19 protein-coding genes are annotated in these 17,347 nt (G+C 58.5%); 15 read left to right on the top strand and 4 right to left on the bottom strand.

Annotation, left to right across the window (positions count from 1 at the left end; translation table 11 throughout):
- Position 1 precedes the first annotated feature (1 nt).
- The 3 genes from GOX73_RS02760 (at position 2) to GOX73_RS02750 (ending at position 2,523) form a co-directional block, all read left to right on the top strand.
- Positions 2–520, top strand: a complete 519-nt coding sequence (locus GOX73_RS02760) for a hypothetical protein (protein ID WP_171121162.1) — start codon at positions 2–4, stop codon at positions 518–520.
- Between the two features lies 1 nt (position 521).
- Positions 522–1,934: a 3'-5' exonuclease gene (locus GOX73_RS02755; protein WP_171122976.1), complete on the top strand. Its 1,413-nt coding sequence runs from the start codon at positions 522–524 to the stop codon at positions 1,932–1,934.
- A gap of 88 nt (positions 1,935–2,022) precedes the next feature.
- Positions 2,023–2,523 (top strand): flavin reductase family protein, encoded by a 501-nt coding sequence (locus GOX73_RS02750; RefSeq protein WP_171121160.1) that lies wholly within the window; start codon positions 2,023–2,025, stop codon positions 2,521–2,523.
- A 3-nt stretch (positions 2,524–2,526) separates the two neighbouring features.
- On the opposite strand, the gene GOX73_RS02745 is transcribed toward GOX73_RS02750, so the two are convergent.
- Genes GOX73_RS02745 through GOX73_RS02735 form a run of 3 tightly spaced genes read right to left on the bottom strand, consistent with a single transcriptional unit; the run spans position 2,527 to position 4,759 of the window.
- Entirely contained in the window at positions 2,527–3,006 is a 480-nt protein-coding gene (locus tag GOX73_RS02745; protein ID WP_171134818.1) for a DUF6505 family protein, read from the bottom strand.
- Positions 3,006–3,701 (bottom strand): biotin/lipoate--protein ligase family protein, encoded by a 696-nt coding sequence (locus tag GOX73_RS02740; RefSeq protein ID WP_171134776.1) that lies wholly within the window; start codon positions 3,699–3,701, stop codon positions 3,006–3,008. The genes GOX73_RS02745 and GOX73_RS02740 overlap by 1 nt, the downstream gene beginning before the upstream one ends.
- Positions 3,698–4,759, bottom strand: coding sequence for an Mrp/NBP35 family ATP-binding protein (locus GOX73_RS02735; RefSeq protein WP_171122970.1), 1,062 nt, complete (start codon positions 4,757–4,759; stop codon positions 3,698–3,700). Before GOX73_RS02735 ends, GOX73_RS02740 begins: the two co-directional genes overlap by 4 nt.
- 89 nt (positions 4,760–4,848) lie before the next feature.
- Here GOX73_RS02735 and GOX73_RS02730 point away from each other — a divergent pair, with 89 nt between their 5' ends.
- Positions 4,849–5,577 (top strand): cytochrome c, encoded by a 729-nt coding sequence (locus GOX73_RS02730; RefSeq protein ID WP_171122968.1) that lies wholly within the window; start codon positions 4,849–4,851, stop codon positions 5,575–5,577.
- On the opposite strand, the gene GOX73_RS02725 is transcribed toward GOX73_RS02730, so the two are convergent.
- Positions 5,571–7,523 carry a 4Fe-4S binding protein gene (locus GOX73_RS02725; protein ID WP_171134775.1) on the bottom strand — a complete coding sequence of 651 codons (1,953 nt, stop codon included), beginning with the start codon at positions 7,521–7,523 and terminating at the stop codon, positions 5,571–5,573. The two genes, GOX73_RS02730 and GOX73_RS02725, sit on opposite strands and share 7 nt — an antisense overlap.
- A 262-nt stretch (positions 7,524–7,785) precedes the next feature.
- Between GOX73_RS02725 and GOX73_RS02720 the strand changes: the two genes are divergently transcribed.
- From GOX73_RS02720 to GOX73_RS02675, 11 genes are all read left to right on the top strand, one after another.
- The gene (locus GOX73_RS02720; protein WP_171121155.1) at positions 7,786–8,340 is read left to right on the top strand and encodes a DUF3305 domain-containing protein; all 555 of its coding nucleotides are present in this window, start codon (positions 7,786–7,788) and stop codon (positions 8,338–8,340) included.
- Complete coding sequence (locus GOX73_RS02715; RefSeq protein WP_171122964.1) at positions 8,337–8,921, top strand: DUF3306 domain-containing protein; 585 nt, start codon at positions 8,337–8,339, stop codon at positions 8,919–8,921. The genes GOX73_RS02720 and GOX73_RS02715 overlap by 4 nt, the downstream gene beginning before the upstream one ends.
- Positions 8,922–8,925: 4 nt before the next feature.
- Complete coding sequence (locus tag GOX73_RS02710) at positions 8,926–9,534, top strand: molecular chaperone (RefSeq protein ID WP_171122961.1); 609 nt, start codon at positions 8,926–8,928, stop codon at positions 9,532–9,534.
- A gap of 57 nt (positions 9,535–9,591) precedes the next feature.
- Positions 9,592–9,780 carry a ubiquinol-cytochrome c reductase iron-sulfur subunit N-terminal domain-containing protein gene (locus GOX73_RS02705; RefSeq protein ID WP_039530250.1) on the top strand — a complete coding sequence of 63 codons (189 nt, stop codon included), beginning with the start codon at positions 9,592–9,594 and terminating at the stop codon, positions 9,778–9,780.
- A 104-nt stretch (positions 9,781–9,884) separates the two neighbouring features.
- A complete protein-coding gene (locus GOX73_RS02700; protein WP_171122959.1) occupies positions 9,885–12,779 on the top strand; it encodes a formate dehydrogenase subunit alpha in 2,895 nt (964 codons plus the stop codon).
- A gap of 12 nt (positions 12,780–12,791) precedes the next feature.
- Positions 12,792–13,385 carry a formate dehydrogenase FDH3 subunit beta gene (gene fdh3B, locus GOX73_RS02695; protein WP_037307340.1) on the top strand — a complete coding sequence of 198 codons (594 nt, stop codon included), beginning with the start codon at positions 12,792–12,794 and terminating at the stop codon, positions 13,383–13,385.
- Positions 13,386–13,495: 110 nt separating this feature from the next.
- Complete coding sequence (locus GOX73_RS02690) at positions 13,496–13,846, top strand: putative quinol monooxygenase (RefSeq protein WP_171121151.1); 351 nt, start codon at positions 13,496–13,498, stop codon at positions 13,844–13,846.
- 27 nt (positions 13,847–13,873) lie between these two features.
- A complete protein-coding gene (locus tag GOX73_RS02685; protein ID WP_171122957.1) occupies positions 13,874–15,070 on the top strand; it encodes a formate dehydrogenase subunit gamma in 1,197 nt (398 codons plus the stop codon).
- A complete protein-coding gene (locus GOX73_RS02680) occupies positions 15,071–16,333 on the top strand; it encodes a c-type cytochrome (protein ID WP_171122954.1) in 1,263 nt (420 codons plus the stop codon). It begins immediately after the preceding gene.
- A 13-nt stretch (positions 16,334–16,346) separates the two neighbouring features.
- Positions 16,347–16,472 (top strand): hypothetical protein, encoded by a 126-nt coding sequence (locus GOX73_RS20890; RefSeq protein ID WP_256367661.1) that lies wholly within the window; start codon positions 16,347–16,349, stop codon positions 16,470–16,472.
- Positions 16,473–17,345 carry a helix-turn-helix transcriptional regulator gene (locus GOX73_RS02675; RefSeq protein WP_171122952.1) on the top strand — a complete coding sequence of 291 codons (873 nt, stop codon included), beginning with the start codon at positions 16,473–16,475 and terminating at the stop codon, positions 17,343–17,345.
- Positions 17,346–17,347 lie beyond the last annotated feature (2 nt).

Genomic DNA, 17,347 nt, shown 5'->3' with positions numbered 1-17,347 from the left:
AATGTTCCTGGAATTGATCGCCACAATCTTTGTCGGCATCGCCTGTGCGGGCGTCGTGATGCTGGTGAACAAGCTGGTCAAAGGGCGTCTGCCCAAATGGATAGCCCCTGTCGCCGCTGGGCTGGGCATGATCGTGGCGACGATCAGCAGCGAATATTCGTGGTACGACCGCACGTCTGACACCCTGCCCGAAGGCATGGAGGTCATCCAACAAGTTGAAAGTCGTGCCTTCTATCGCCCGTGGACGTATGCGGTGCCTTATGTGGAACGCTTTGCGGCAATCGACACCGCCTCGGTCCGCAGCAACGAACAAGTGCCGGATCAACGGCTGGTTGATATCTATTTCTTTGGCCGCTGGTCTCCTGTCTCGAAACTTCCGGTCGCGGTCGACTGCGCTCAGAATCTGCGGGCCAATCTGGCAGACGGCGCAGAATTCAGCGCGGACGGCCAGTTGCTGAACGCTGACTGGATCAAGGGGGAAACCAACGACCCGATCATCGAGGCCACCTGCGGAGTGTAACATGCTGATCCGGCTAAGCCTGCGCCTGCGCATTTTCCTGTTTTTCTGCCTGCTGGCTGTTGGTGGTTTGGCGGTTAGTTCGACCGCGCTGTGGGTCAGTTATCAGCGCATCGCTGACCCAGAACTTATCAATGCGTTTGTCTTTGCGGAAATCCTCATGGCGTTCGGCTTTGTCGCTCTGATCGTCGCGGTTTGGCTGTTGTTCGACGACAACGTCGCAAAACCGATTGAGCGGCTCTCGGCTGAACTGCGTGCCCGGGCCCATGCGGGGGTCAGCACCGACATGGACGTTCAGGCCGCAAGGTATCTTGGGGATCTGGCCCCGGCCGCCGCCGGGTTGGCAGGTCAGTTGTCGGAAAAAACCATGGGTGTCGCCGAAGCTGTCGCTGCCGAAACCGCTCATCTGGCTGCCGAAAAGCAAAGGCTGACCGCTCTTCTGACCGAAATTCCGGTTGCCATGGTTCTGGCAAGTCCGACGCATAAGATCGTTCTGTACGACGGACAGGCCGCGCAAGTTCTGGCGCAAATCGCCCACCCCCGCTTGAATTCGTCGCTGTTTGAATACTTGAAGCCGCGCCCGTTGGAAGACGCCTATGCTGCCTTGGCAAAAACAGGGCGGGAAGTCATCTGCGACCTTACGAGTATCGACGGAACGCAAACATTTTCTGCCCGGATGAAACCCCTGGGGGATGCGCCGGGATATATGTTGATCCTCGAAGACAGCGCGGCCAACATTTCGCCCGAGGCAGCCCGACCACTTGTGTATGATTTTGACCTGTTGAACTCTGACACTGACACCGAGTTTGACTCCAAGGCGTTGCGGGACTTGTGTTTTGTTGTATTCGATACCGAAACCACGGGGCTTTTACCGCATAAGGATGAGATCGTTCAGATCGGAGCAGTCCGGGTTGTGAATGGGCGCATCGTGGCGGGTGAAAATCTTGATATGCTGGTGAACCCCGGCATTCCCATCCCGCCGGCCTCGACCAAAGTGCACAAGATCAACGACCGGATGGTCCAAGACTCGCCGGACATCACGGAAGCCGGGCGCGTGTTCCACCAATTTGCGCACGACGCGGTCATCGTCGCGCACAACGCGCCGTTTGACATGGCGTTCCTGCGACGGCACGCGAAACGGATGGATGTGGATTGGAACCACCCGATACTTGATACAGTTCTTTTGTCGGCCGTGCTGTTCGGTGCCAGCGACAAACACACGCTGGATGCCTTGTGCGACAGGCTAGACATCACTATCCCGGTTGAACTGCGCCATACGGCACTAGGTGATGCGGTGGCGACGGCTGAAGCCCTCGTCAAAATGCTGCCGATGCTACAGGCGCGCGGGATGAACACGTTTGGGGCGGTGATCGAAGCAACGCGTCAGCACGGTCGACTGCTGGAAGACCTGAACTGAGCGGGAAAAATACGCCGCAGACTCAGCTTTTCGTGGACAATCCCCACATGCCGTGGCACCTGATGCGCGGCCACGGATTGAGCGGAAGATGACGGAAAACACCTTTACACCAACGACAGACCAAAGCACCGCGTTCCGCGAGGCCTTGGGGTGCTTTGGCACAGGTGTAACCGTTGTAACCACCAATACGGCACAGGGGCCGCGGGCAATCACGGTGAATTCGTTCTCATCCGTGTCTTTGGACCCGCCTCTCGTGTTGTGGTGTCTGGCCAAGGACTCGAACAGATACGATGCGTTCAAGGATTGTCGGCACTATTCCATTCACGTGATGGCCGAGGAACAACAGGAACAAGCCGTGAAATTCGCGCGGAATGGCGAGGACTTCTCGCATGCGGATTGGGTTTCTGACCATATCGGCCGCCCGCAACTGGAGAATTGTCTGGCGCGGTTCGACTGTCACCTGCACGCCTGTCACGAAGCAGGGGATCACTTGATCCTTGTGGGCCAGGTCGAAAAAGTCATGTATCGCACTGGTAAAGGCCTGATCTTCAAACGCGGTCAATTTGGCGGTTTCGCCGACCTGCTTTAGGCGTCAGTCGTCAAGCGAGCCGTGAACGGCCAATGCTTCAAGCTGCGTTTCTTGTGGCGTGATTATCCGGTACGCCTCATGAACACCTGTGTCTGACAATTCACGGGCAACCGTCAGCAACGTATTGGGCGCGTGTTCTTCACACAAATCGGTCATGTGCGCGATTTCGGACCGCGCGACATCCAACGCCGCATCGACGGACGGTGCCCCGTAGAGGTGCACGAAGTGTTCAGCAAGGTTCCGGGTGATCTGATCAATCTCGGCCTGTTCAATTTGCGTGACGGCAACAAAAGTCACACGACCAAAGGTTTCCAGCCCCAACCACCCATTTGCAAAAGCCTGCCGTGCCTTGCCTTCAAGATCGCCTTCGCCCCAGTTCGAGAACTCGAACCCACCGGAAATGCACCACTCACCCGTTCGGGCCGGAGAGTGAAACACATTCAAGTCGCTTTCATCGAAATGGATGGCTCGGGCCAGTTTCATCATCCGTTCTCCAATAACTCCGTCAGCGGCACCAGGTGTGTGTCTGACCCATCTCGGATCAGCATACCGAATCTTTCATCCGTTCCCAGAAAAACGCCCTTATCGCCATAAGGCTCACCAACCCCACGCAATAGACCCATCCATTCAGCATGGAGCGACGCGTTACCGTCCTCTTGCCAGCGGTTGAGCCATGTCAGCGTGTGGCGCGACCAGCTTTCGACCAACTGGGGCGCCGTGACTTCGGCACACCCTTCGTCATAAAGTGCTGTTATATCTGGGTTTTCGCCCGGCGCGTCGCTGGTTTGCAGCAAGGCCAGTTCCCAACCAACAATCAACCAATCCGGCTCCTCATCCGGCGCGTTAGTTGATGCCGCGACGTGAAACACACCGCACGTGGCGCCGTTCACGCGGATCGGTCCGTCCCAATCCAGATGCACCGCGACCTCGGGCGGGGCCAAGGCACCCAGCGCATTCTGGAATCCCACCGAACAAAGCGGCAGCATAGCCATTGCATCCTGCAAGGAAACTTCGGGCGCAAAGACAATGGCAACCCGCAGGCGGTCGGCCTGGATGTTGTAGACCACTGTTCCCGCATCACATCCCAGCGCAGCCATGGCCTGAGCACGCTGGAACGGGTCCTCTCCGCCCTGAACTGGGTGACCCGTCAGCAATGGGGGAAAGACCGGTTCGCTCATACGTTGCCCTTGGCAATCAGGTCGCGGGCAATCTTGCGGAATGCCTCGGCCTGAGGGCTGTCGGGTTTACTGACCACGATGGGGGCTCCACCATCCGCCGCGACCCGAATGTCCAGGTGCAAGGGAATTTCCCCCAACAACGGAACACCCAGCGACTCGGCTTCGGAGGCAACGCCACCGTGACCGAACACGTGTTCCTCATGCCCGCAGTTCGAACAGATATGAGTGGACATATTCTCAATCATCCCGACGATCGGTGTCTTGAGTTGGTTGAACATGTCGATCCCCTTTCGGGCGTCGATCAGGGCAACATCCTGCGGAGTCGACACAACGATCGCCCCATCCACCTTGAACTTCTGGCTCAGCGTTAGCTGGACATCACCGGTACCCGGCGGCAAGTCGACGATCAGTACGTCAAGCGCACCCCACTGCACCTGGTTCATCATCTGTTGCAGTGCGCCCATCAGCATCGGCCCGCGCCAAACAACCGCCTGACCTTCGTTCGTCATCAATCCCATCGACATCATGGTGACGCCGTGATTGCGCAGCGGCAGGATCGTCTTTCCATCTGGGCTGGCAGGACGACCAGAAACACCCAGCATCCGGGGTTGCGACGGGCCATACACATCAGCATCCAACAGGCCAACACGCCGCCCTTCCGCTGCAAGTGCGCAGGCTAAGTTTGCGGAAACAGTAGATTTACCGACGCCCCCCTTGCCCGACGCCACGGCAATGATCCGGTCAACACCCGGCACAGCTTGCGGTCCGGTCTGCGACGGTTTGGGCTTGGGCTTAAGATCGGGCGGTGCCTTGTCCGAATGCGCGGTCATAAGCGCCGAAACCTTGGCAACCCCGTCCACCATCTGCGCGGCCTGTTCCGCAGCAGCACGAACCGGCTCCATCCGCTCGGCCTGTTTCGGGTCGATTTCCAGAACAAATCTGACGCTATCACCTTCGACATTCAGTGCACGTACAACACCCGCGCTGACGATATCCTGCCCGGAAACAGGATCCGTGATCTTCTTCAGGTTCGCCAGAACCGCGTCACGCACGCTCATGCCGAAAACCCACTTAGTTGACCTACCATGTGTCTTTGTCTCTTTCTGTTTATTTGACGCATCCGGGGCGGTGCCCTTAGGCTGCTGCCATGCGCCGTGTCCTTTTGTGCCTGAGCCTGACGCTCTCCGCTACCCCCTCTTGGTCGCAAGAGGCGTTGGGACTTGCTGCCCCCACAGAGGTTACAGACTCTGGTCTGTTGCAACATATCCTTCCGCGCTTCTCTCTCAAGACCGGGATACGCGTTATTACGGATGACACGGGCGTTCTTGTTCTGGAGGCGGAACCGCCGGGCGATCCTGTCTTTGCCCGGAACGGCGTAATTTACCACTTGCGTATCCAAGATGACGCCAAACACGAAAGGTTCCGTGACTGGCTGCTTTCGGATATCGGAAAACGCACCGTGGAAGGGTTCAGCCCCAACAGCGGCCCGCCGTTTTCTGCCAGCTTTGAGGTCGCCGCCGTTCAGCAGGAAACCGTAATCGACGGCAATGCAGCATTGGGCGAAGAACTGTCGATGACTCATTGCGGGCGGTGCCACGTGATCGGCCCCAGGAACCGAATGAACGGTCTGGGCTCTACCCCATCTTTTGCGGTGCTGCGCGCGATGCCTGACTGGTCTGAACGGTTTGAGGCGTTTTTCGCCCTTAACCCCCATCCGGCCTTCACGCAAATTGAAGGGCTGACTGCTCCGTTCGATCCTGAACGCCCGCCCCCCATCCATCCTGTCGAAATGACGCTGGATGACTTGGAGGCTATTTTGGCTTTCGTATCCGTCATAAAAGCCGCCGATCTTGGCGCGCCGCTTCAGCTTCAGTGATCCTTTCTTTTTGAAAAATAGTCGTCGGTGGTGACGACCTTTGGCTTCGGATTGGACTGGAAGGGGTTGTCCGTCTGCTGAAACTGCGCGTTCACGCGGCAGTTGTCGCACATCTGGATCATCCGCGCCTTGTCCGAGGTTGCGAACATCGGGTGCGTGCCCGACAGTTTTTCCATGATACGCTCGACTGTCGATTTGACCCCGAACAGCGCCCCGCATTCGACACAGGCGAAGGGTTCTTCCTCATTCAACACCTGCTGAGACAGGGCCGCATCGCTGAGGTCCAGTTGCGGAACAAGCGTAATCGCGTTCTCGGGGCAGATCGTTTTGCACATCCCGCATTGCAGACAGGCGTCCTGCTGAAAGTTCAACTGCGGCTTGTCCGGGTTGTCGATCAATGCTCCGGATGGGCACAACGACACGCAACTCAGGCACAAGGTACAGGCGTCGGTGTTGACCGCAACGGCACCATAGGGCGCGCCTTCGGGCAATGGCAACGGTGCCTCAGCTTGTGGATTGAGGGCCTGAGCTGACAACCGCGCAATCTGCCGTCGGTTGCCAAGCGGCAGAACCGGATCAGCCAGCGGAGCCGGGGCGTTTTGTTCGTACAACGAATCGCAAAGCGCATCCGGGTCTGCCTCGTCAATCAAACCAAGCGCGCCAATTCCGGCAATCGCCTGCGCCAGTTCAAGCTCACGATCCAATGCGTCCCGTTCCGTTGTCGGCGCAAGCACGACATCAACCCGTGCAAATCCGTGTGCCAGGGCAGCCAGCATTTCGGCATGACCAAAACCGGAAATCACAGCCAACTCGATCGGAATTACATCTGACGGCAGACCCCTGCCGAAACGAGCGGCAAGCCGGATCATTTCCGCCCCATGTGAATCGTGGACCAGCAGCCGAGGGGCCTGCCCTCCGGCCCGGCGATAAGTCCGCGCAAGGATATGCATCCGCGACAGCAAGGCCGATACAGGCGGGTCTTCATACGTGATTGCGGTCGATGGGCAGAGTGCTGCGCACGCTCCGCATCCCGCGCAAATCATCGGGTCAATTGCCACATGCTCACCTGCCGGTGTGATTGCTCCGGTCGGGCAGATGTCCAGGCAATTCGTACACCCGACCTGCTCGGCCCGGGAATGTGCGCAAAGGCTTTCCTCAACCCGAACGTAAAGAGGTTTCTCAAACGTGCCGACCAATTGCGCGGCGTCGAACATCATCCGTTCGACGGCGACAGCATCCTTAGGGTCCGCACTCAGATACCCCTCACGTTTGGCGGGGGCCTGCACAAACGGGGTCCCGCCCGTAAGGTCCAATACGATGTCGCAGGACGATTTAGCCTTATCGCGCGGCTCGCTCCAGGCAAAGGCACCTCGCCCACCGGGTTCAAGTTGCTGCAAGGCGTCCATCGACAGGGTGAACCCACCCAATGCCCCATTCAGCGATTTGATGCGCCCCCGCACAACGTCGTAGGCGCGCGACATTGGTTCAGAGTCGTCCGTCACCAACACCGTTACAGCCAGCGCGGTTGCCAACCGCTCGGCCACGTCAAAAGCGACAGCTCCGGGTCCGATAATAAAACAGGTCCCTTCGCTGAAAACATCCATACTTGGCGTTATGGGCTGGGGCAACAAAGCCTCGGCCGCAAGGGCGGCCATCTTGGGCGCTGCATCTTTCCCTTGCTCGGACCAGCCTGCACGATCCCGCAGGTCGACGAACCCCGGCGCATCCAATTCCAATTCTTCCGCTAGCGCACGAAATACGTCCTGCTCCTGCCCGCAGGCGATAAGTGTGTCGCCTTCTTGCATTAACGCAGCCGCCACTTCGATCTCACGGGTACATAGGGCGGTGTGAACCTTTGAGCACGCCACATCACAGGCCGACGCCAGCTTTTCGGCGTCAATGGATTGAGACCCCGCGCAGTCACAAAGAAGTATTTTGGTGCTCATATCCCCTCCCCGGACGTCGCGCCTTTTCTCAGCACAGTAGGCTGTATTCCCAAACTGGCAATGTAAACCCCACCTCAAAAACGGTTGGGTGCAGGTTTATGATCCCATTCAAGCCTTAAAACCAAGGCATCCCACGGGTTCCTCGCAAACTTGCGATCACGGTTACGACTAAGGTCGTAGATGTCGGGCTTGGCACAGAGCTATTTTGTGTACCATAGTGGACCGAGGGGAAGGCAAGGGAGAGCCTTCCGGGGAGGATTAAGTGGCGAAGGCCGCAAGCCAGATCGAAATGCCAATTGGCGTCGTCGTGCGCAAAACACCCGGTGTAACCCGCTGGGCCAAATGGAACTGGCGCGCCGTTGCCGTTCTGCCCGGTGCGGGACCGGCTGATTGGCTTGAAATGCGACGCGAAGGTGAGGCCATTGAATACCATGCCGCCACCTTGCCACTGACCCTCTGGGCAGATGAAACAGAAGCCTACATGGTGAACCTGTCGGACGGGCAACCGTCGATCTATCTGGTTTTGCGTGATGCGCTGGATGGGAAGCGCCCGATGGACGCAGTTCTGGTCACCGCATCCCCGTTCGAGGGGCAGGACTATGCGGATACCGGGGAAGAGATTGTCGAAAAAATCCCGATGACCGAAGGATTGATTGCCTGGGTTCGGGATTTTGCGTTGGAACATCACCGCGATGAGGTCTTCGTCAAACGCAAGCGAGACAAAAAACGCACTGATCTGGTCGAAGATGGCAAGGGAGATGCACGCATACGGCAAACCTCGGATGTCTACCGTGCCCCGCGGAGGATTCTGCAGTGACCGAAGCGCGCGATTTCTGGTCCCGCCGCAAGGCTGCTGTTCAGGCCGAAGCCGATGCCGAACTGCTGACTGCCGAGGAACAGGCAATTTCTGCGCAAAAGGCCGAACTGGAAGAAAAGACAGACGTCGAAATTCTTGCCGAGTTCAATCTGCCCGATCCCGATCAATTGCAGGCCGGGGATGACGTCTCGGGCTTTATGGCCAAAGCTGTGCCTGACCGCCTGCGTCGCCGTGCGCTGCGTCGGCTGTGGCGGCTGAACCCGGTTCTGGCCAATGTCGACGGGCTTGTTGACTATGGCGAGGATTACACAGACGCGGCCTGTGTCATCGAAAATCTGCAGACCGCTTATCAGGTCGGTAAGGGAATGCTGGCTCATGTCGAAGCATTGGCCGCCCAAGCCGAGGCTGACGAGGCCGAGGCTGACGAGAGCGAGGCTGAAGAACCTCAGATCGAGTTGGAAGAAACCGACACGCCCGATGCGGAACCCGTTTTGATAGCGGCCGAAATAGAACTTGATGAGCCGGACGAGGTCGAACTGGCCCCTGCCCCGCGCCGTATGAAATTTGAATTCGAAGGATGACCGAATGACCGCAAATGAAGCGCAACAGATGGATGTCTCGGCCGAGGATCGCCTGCGCGCGGATTTCTATAATTTTCTGGGTCTGCTTTTGGCCGGCCCACCGGATCAGATGCTGCTGGATCAGGTGGTTGGCCTCAGCGGGGATGATACAGATCTGGGTCAGGCCGTTCAGGCAATGGCACGGGTGGCAAAGGTCACCAAGCCCGCAGCGGCCGAGCGCGAGTTCAACGCATTGTTCATCGGTTTGGGACGCGGAGAGTTGCTGCCTTATGCAAGTTACTACCTGACAGGTTTCCTGAACGAAAAACCTTTGGCCCAGCTTCGCAATGACATGGCCGCGCGTGGGATAACCCGCGCGCAGAACGTGTTTGAACCAGAAGACAACATCGCCTCGTTGATGGAGATGATGGCGGGCATGATCGTCGGGCGTTTCGGCCCGCCTGCTACGTTGGACGACCAGAAAGCGTTCTGGAACAAGCACATTGGCCCCTGGGCCACGCATTTCTATTCAGATTTGGAAGGCGCCGAGAACTCGGTTCTTTATGCCTCGGTCGGTACTGCCGGTCGGGTCTTTATGGAGATCGAGCGCGAAGCCTTCCGAATGTCGGCGTAACCCGCCGCTCGCCGGTGCCCGATGGGCATCAAACCGCAATTGGGACAGGAGGAGCCCATGAGCAAGACCAAGGAAGAAGGCGCAACGCGCCGCGACTTCCTCAAACTGGCCGGAACCGCAGCGCCCGCTGCCGTAGCCGCCGCCAGCCTGACCGGGAAAGCCGAAGCAGCCGAGCTGCCGACGGACGAAACCCGGATGCAGGACACAGCGCACACACGCGCCTATCTCGACAGCGCCCGGTTCTAAGCCGGACGACGTCACACCCGACTGACGGTTGCGATTGGCCCTGACGTCGGCACTAACAGTACCAAGCCAGCCATGGCTTACATGGCCAGCAAGGGAGGAAAGAAATGCTTAGGAAAAAGACCAACGGGGTTGCGAGACGCCCCCAGCGGACAAGTATCCTGTCCCAGGTCGACGAGAAAACCGTCGATCGCCGCGCATTCCTGCGTGGCTCGGGCCTGACGATCGGCGGCCTTGCCGCGATCAGCGCCACGGGTGGAACCGTGACGCCAGCCAGTGCCCAGACAGCGGCCAACACTGCCGTTGAGAATATCAAATCCGTCTGCACTCACTGCTCGGTCGGTTGTACCGTCGTTGCCGAAGTGCAGAACGGTGTATGGGTCGGGCAGGAACCCGGCTGGGACAGCCCGTTCAACCTGGGTGCACACTGCGCCAAGGGGGCCTCGGTCCGCGAGCACGCCCATGGCGAGCGCCGCCTGAAATACCCGATGAAAAAGGAAGGCGGAGAGTGGAAGCGCATCAGCTGGGAACAGGCGATCGACGAGATCGGCGACGGCATGATGAACATCCGTCAGGAATCCGGTCCGGACAGCGTGTACTGGCTGGGGTCCGCGAAACATAATAACGAACAGGCCTATCTGTTCCGCAAGTTCGCTGCCTACTGGGGCACGAACAACGTGGACCATCAGGCCCGCATCTGCCACTCGACCACTGTTGCGGGCGTTGCGAACACATGGGGCTACGGCGCCATGACCAACTCGTATAACGACATGCACAACAGCCGGGCCATCTTTATCATCGGTGGTAACCCGGCCGAGGCGCACCCCGTCTCGCTGCTGCATATCCTGCGCGCGAAAGAGCAGAACAATGCACCCCTGATCGTCTGCGACCCGCGTTTCACGCGAACCGCGGCCCATGCGGATGAATATGTCCGTTTCCGCCCCGGCACCGACGTCGCTCTGGTCTGGGGTATCCTGTGGCATATCTTCGACAACGGTTGGGAGGACAAAGAGTTCATCCGCACCCGTGTCTGGGGCATGGACCAGATCCGCGAGGAAGTTGCTAAGTGGAACCCGGATGAGGTTGAGCGCGTCACCGGCACGCCCGGCTCTCAGCTACGCCGCGTCGCACGGACCATGGTGAACAACCGTCCCGGCACCGTTGTGTGGTGCATGGGCGGCACACAGCACACCAACGGCAACAACAACACCCGCGCCTACTGTGTTCTTCAGCTTGCGCTGGGCAACATGGGCACCTCGGGTGGTGGCACCAACATCTTCCGTGGCCATGACAACGTGCAGGGCGCGACGGACCTTGGTGTTCTGTCCCACACCCTGCCCGGCTATTACGGCCTGTCCGCAGGGGCATGGGGCCATTGGAGCCGTGTCTGGGGTGAAGATCTGGATTGGCTGAAAGGTCAGTTCGCCACGATCAAGGACAAGGAAGGCAAGGACAAGCCGCTCATGAATGAGCGCGGCATCCCGGTTTCCCGCTGGATCGACGGTGTTCTGGAAGATCCGGCCAACATGGATCAGGACAACAACGTCCGTGCCATGGTTCTGTGGGGCCACGCGCCCAACTCGCAGACCCGCATGACGGAAATGAAGACGGCGATGGAAAAGCTGGATATGCTGGTCGTAATCGACCCGTATCCCACTGTTTCCGCCGTGCTGCATGACCGCACCGACGGTGTCTACCTGTTGCCTGCCTGTACGCAGTTCGAAACACGTGGTTCGGCCACTGCATCGAACCGGTCGCTACAGTGGCGCGACAAAGTGGTTGATCCGCTGTTCGAAAGTTTGCCGGACGAGGTCATCATGGCCAAGTTCGCCAACAAGTTCGGCTGGGCGGACCGTTTCTTCCGCAATATCGAGATGGAAGACCCGGAAACGCCGAATGTTGAAAGCATCACGCGTGAGTTCAACTCGGGTCTTTGGACCATCGGTTACACCGGTCAGTCGCCGGAACGTCTGAAAAGCCATATGGCTAACCAGCACACGTTCGACAGAACCACGCTGCAAGCCATTGGTGGACCCAACGACGGCGAATATTACGGCCTGCCCTGGCCCTGCTGGGGAACACCGGAAATGGGTCATACGGGGACACCGAACCTCTATGACATGTCCAAGCCGGTGGCCGAAGGCGGCCTGACCTTCCGCGCCCGTTTCGGTGTGGAACGCGACGGTGACAACCTGCTGGCCGAAGGGGTCTATAGCGTTGGGTCGGAAATTCAGGATGGTTATCCCGAATTCACGATGCAGATGCTGATGGATCTTGGCTGGGACGGCGACCTCACGGCCGAGGAACGCGCGGCAATTGACGCCGTTGCGGGACCAGAGACCAACTGGAAAACCGACCTTTCCGGCGGTATCCAGCGGGTTGCGATCAAGCATGGCTGTGCGCCCTTCGGGAACGCAAAGGCCCGCGCGGTCGTCTGGACCTTCCCGGATCCGATCCCACTGCATCGCGAACCGCTGTATACGAACCGGCGCGATCTGGTCGAAGACTATCCGACCTACGAGGACCGTCAGGCCTATCGCCTGCCTACCCTTTACGCTTCGATTCAGAAGAACGACTTTTCAAAGGATTATCCGATGATCCTGACGTCTGGTCGTCTGGTCGAATATGAAGGCGGCGGTGATGAGACACGGTCAAACCCTTGGCTGGCTGAACTGCAGCAGGACATGTTCGTCGAGATCAACCCCCGGGATGCCAACAACCTTGGTATCCGTGATGGGCAACAGGTCTGGGTCGAAGGTCCCGAAGGCGGAAAAGTCAAGGTGATGGCGATGCTGACCAACAGGGTCGGTGCCGGTGTGGCCTTCATGCCGTTCCACTTTGGCGGCCATTTCCAGGGGGATGATCTGCGGTCGAAATACCCCGCAGGTGCAGACCCCTATGTCTTGGGCGAAAGTTCAAACACCGCCCAGACCTATGGCTACGATTCAGTGACCCAGATGCAGGAGTCCAAGTGTACTCTCTGCAAGATCTGGGCAGCGTAAGGAGGAAAACGAATGGCTAGAGCAAAGTTTCTCTGCGACGCTGAACGCTGCATCGAGTGCAACGCCTGTGTCACCGCGTGTAAGAACGAACACGAGGTGCCATGGGGCATCAACCGCCGCAGGGTGGTAACGATCAATGACGGCAACCCGGGCGAACGCTCGATCTCGGTGGCCTGTATGCATTGCTCGGATGCGCCTTGCATGGCGGTGTGCCCGGTAGACTGCTTCTATCAGAACGAAGAAGGGGTCGTCCTGCACTCCAAAGACCTGTGCATTGGCTGCGGCTATTGCTTCTACGCGTGCCCGTTTGGCGCGCCGCAATATCCGCAGGCGGGCAACTTCGGATCGCGCGGCAAGATGGACAAATGTACCTTCTGTGCCGGCGGCCCCGAGGAAACGCACTCGACCGCAGAGTTCGCCAAATATGGTCGCAACCGGATTGCCGAGGGCAAACTGCCCATCTGCGCCGAGATGTGCTCCACCAAGGCCCTGCTTGCCGGTGACGGTGACGTGGTCTCGGCCATCTACCGCGAGCGCGTTGTTGCGCGCGGGTTTGGCTCGGGCGCGTGGGGTTGGGGCACCGCCTACGACCAGAAAGACGGCTAAGGTCTTAAAACAAAACGATAGTCCCCGCGTCACGTCGGGGGCTATCGCACTATTATGCGCGGCATCCACTGATTGGTTCCGCCGTACGACTTGACCGTGACGGAGTTGAAATGACCGAAGATATCTACTGGCTGCTGAAGCTGGATCTGAACCCCGAAAAACAATCTGATTTCGAGGCACTGATGGCCGAGATGGTGGCGGCCACCCTTCAGGAAAACGGCGCCAAAAGCTATGAATGGCACCAGAGCGGCAATGCGATCCATATCTATGAGCGTTACGCCAGCTCTGACGATGCCCTGATCCATATGCAGAACTTCGGCGCCAACTTCGCCGAGCGGTTCATGTCCCTACTGACACCCGTGCAACTTGAAGTCTACGGACCTGCGAAAGATGACCTGCGTGCGGCCCTATCCCCGGTTGGCGCGGTCTTTCACCAACAGATCGGCGGGTTCGACCGCTAAGCCATCAACCCACAGGAGGGTGTCCAAATGCGCCTGATCTACTTCCTGCTTGTTTCGATATTCCTAACAGGGGTCGCTTGGGCGCAGGACACTTCCGAAGCTCAGGCGCCCGAACGCGCCTCGACCGGCGGGGCAACCACGCTAGAGGACATCCTTGCCAGACAGCGCGGCGAAAAGGTCGATAACTCGTACCGGTCCGAAAACACCGGTCAAGGAAATGCCGAGGGCCTTTTGGGCCAGCTTGGCACGCGGGGCGTTGCGTCCGACAGCGATGTATATCGCGCGCTGCGCTATGGGTCGGCCGATGTCACAGTATCCTCGAAGGGACCCGCCGCCAGTGTCCTTATTCAGGACGGAGGCATGTGGTGGCTGAACTTTCGCACCGGCCCCCTGCGCGAATATGGTAGCTATATCATTGCTGGCATGGCCGCGATCATTCTGCTGTTCTTCCTGATCCGTGGAAAAATCCGCATCGACGGAGAAAAAACGGGGCGCACCGTTCTTCGATTCAATGGGTTCGAGCGCTTTGGCCACTGGCTGTTTGCCGGGTCGTTTCTGATCCTTGGGATTACCGGGCTGCTGACGCTTTATGGTCGAGATTTTCTGATGCCTATTTTCGGCAAGGAAGGATTTGCGACGATCGCACAGGGGTGCAAATGGCTTCACAACAACCTTGCCTGGGCCTTTATGATCGGGCTGGTGATTGTCACTATCAACTGGATTTCGCACAACATCCCGAACCGCGTCGATCTGAAATGGCTGGCCGCAGGCGGAGGGCTTTTCACCAAGGGATCACACCCACCCGCCAAGAAGTTTAACGCGGGTCAAAAAATTATCTTCTGGTCCTGTATCCTGTTGGGAATTTCGATCAGCCTCTCGGGTCTGTCCCTGCTCTTCCCGTTTGAGATGCCGCTATTTGCAAAGACTTTCTCGGTTGCCAATGCAACGGGATTGCCCCAACTGCTGGGTCTGGACCTGCCGACGCAGATGTCCCCGCAAGAAGAGATGCAATATGCGCAGGTATGGCACGTGATGGTTGCCTATATCTTCATCGCCATAATCATCGCACATATCTACCTTGGGTCTGTCGGGATGGAAGGTGCGTTTGACGCAATGGGCACCGGAGAGGTCGAAGAACAATGGGCGCGGGAACACCACTCTCTGTGGCTGGAAGAGGTGCAGGAAAAAGAGGCAGGAAAAGCAGCGGCCTCACCTGCGGAATAGATGCGCGCTCTGGCCTTTGCACTGGTATTGCTACCCCTGCCCGCCTGGGCCGAGTTCTTTACGCTCAAGGGTCACGGCGGCCCGATCATGGGCATAGCCACGGCACCAGACGGGCGCATCGCAACGGCAAGTTTCGACAATTCCGTGGGGCTTTGGTCTGACCAAACCCCCAAATGGCTGGAAGGACACGAAGCGGCGGTGAATTCCGTCGTGTTCAACGGTACATCCATTTACTCGGCCGGGGATGACTTCACACTCAGACGCTGGCCCGGCGGCGAAGTAGTGGGGCGACATCAAGGCAAGATCGTCAGTATCGCGGCCTCAAAAACCCATGTTGCAACGGCAAGCTGGGACGGCACGATAGGCGTTTGGCCGGTGGACGGGTCAGCCCCCGTGGTGCTTGGCCCGACCGGAAGTGGTGTGAATACAGTGGTGTTTTCGCCTGACGGATCGAAACTATATTCCGCAGGAATGGATGGCGCGCTACGGGTGTGGGACCTGAGCACAGGTCAGGAAACCTTGCGTTTGGTAGAGCATGGTTTCGGCATCAACGAGCTTATTCTGAACTCTCAGGACAATTGGATCGCATATGGGGCCGTTGACGGCGTTACCCGCATCCGGGACCTGACCACCGGGGAAGAACAGGATTTTACCCTTGATCGACGCCCGATCCTCGCCCTGGCCCTCAGCCCAGACCGGAGCCTTTTGGCGGTGGGTGACGGAGAAGGCTATATCATGGTCATCGACACAGTCGAATGGCGCATTGCACAGGATTTTCGCGCCACCCTGCGCGGACCGGTCTGGGCCTTGGCCTTTTCCGCAGATGGCCGCAATATCCACGCCGGAGGCATTGATGAGGCCATGTATAGCTGGCCGGTTTCAGATCTTGGCGATCAGGAAAAGATGGCGTCTTCCGAACCCAGCTTTCTGAAAAACCCAAACGAAATGGGCAATGGTGAACGCCAATTCGCCCGCAAATGCTCGATCTGCCACAGCCTGACACCCGATGGTCAGCGGCGCGCCGGACCGACGTTGCACGGTGTCTTCGGCCGCAAGGCAGGTACGCTGCCGGGATATTTCTACTCGGAGACGCTGCAAGACTCTGATATCGTTTGGAATAGCGAAACGATAAATGCTCTTTTCGACGAAGGGCCTGACCACTACATTCCGGGGTCAAAGATGCCGATGCAGCGGATCACGCAACCCAGCGACAGGACAGACCTTATCGCTTTCTTGCGTCGTGCCACGGCGCCCGAAAACTGAGCCGGAGGAGAACATGAAAGCCTTTCTTGCCGCCGTCGCCGCGATGGTCGTGATTACCGTGGCAGCCCCGTACGCTTTGGGCCAGCTTGGTTTCAGTGCCGCAGATGCCGGGACCGGCTCATCCGTGCGATTGGACTAGATGCCCGAATACCTGACCACGAAAGAGCTGGCTGACCTGCTGCGCATTGGCGAGCGTAAAGCCTATGACCTTGCCTCTTCGGGCGAAGTGCCTTGTGTGCGCGCGATGGGAAAGCTGTTGTTTCCACGAGCCGAGGTTATCGCCTGGTTGAACGCGTCACGGACTGGCCCGCAGGTGGCTGAACCGCCCCTGCCCCCGATTGTCGCGGGCAGCCATGATCCATTGCTGGATTGGGCCTTGCGTGAAAGCGGTTCTGGCCTTGCGACATATTACGATGGCTCGTTCGACGGTTTGAACCGGCTCCGGGACCGAACCGCGCAGGCCGCAGCCCTCCACATTCACGAAGATGACGGGTTCAACGAAGGCGCTTTGCGGGATCAGTTGGGTGAAGCCCCCGTCGTCTTATACGAGATAGCACAGCGGCAACGCGGATTGCTTCTTGCCCCCGGTGTCACTGGAATTTCAGAGTTCGGTGACCTGAAAGGCCGACATGTCATTTTAAGGCAGGACAGCGCGGCCAGCCAAAGGTTGTTTGACACTCAGCTCGCCACCCTCGGGTTGACGCGCGATGATCTGGACACCCTTCCAACCTGTGCCCGAACCGAAGAAGAACTGGCCATCGCCCTGCATGACGGTAAGGCCGAAGCGGGTTTTGGCCTTGGTGCATTGGCCAGCCTTTACGATCTTGAGTTCGTGCCGACCCACAGTGAACGGCTGGACCTTGCCATCTGGCGGCGCGCCTATTTTGATGAGCCTATGCTCAAGCTCCTCAGCTTTGTTCAATCCGACAGGTTTGCCACACGCGCTGCTGAGTTTGGTGGATATGACCTGTCAGGGCTGGGCTCGATCCACCATAACGGGGCCAGCGGCTGATC

The sequence above is a fragment of the Ruegeria sp. HKCCD7221 genome (assembly GCF_013031225.1).
Classification (GTDB): domain Bacteria; phylum Pseudomonadota; class Alphaproteobacteria; order Rhodobacterales; family Rhodobacteraceae; genus Ruegeria.
Note: the sequence above shows the minus strand (reverse complement) of the source record. Positions and strands in the feature narration are given on the sequence as shown.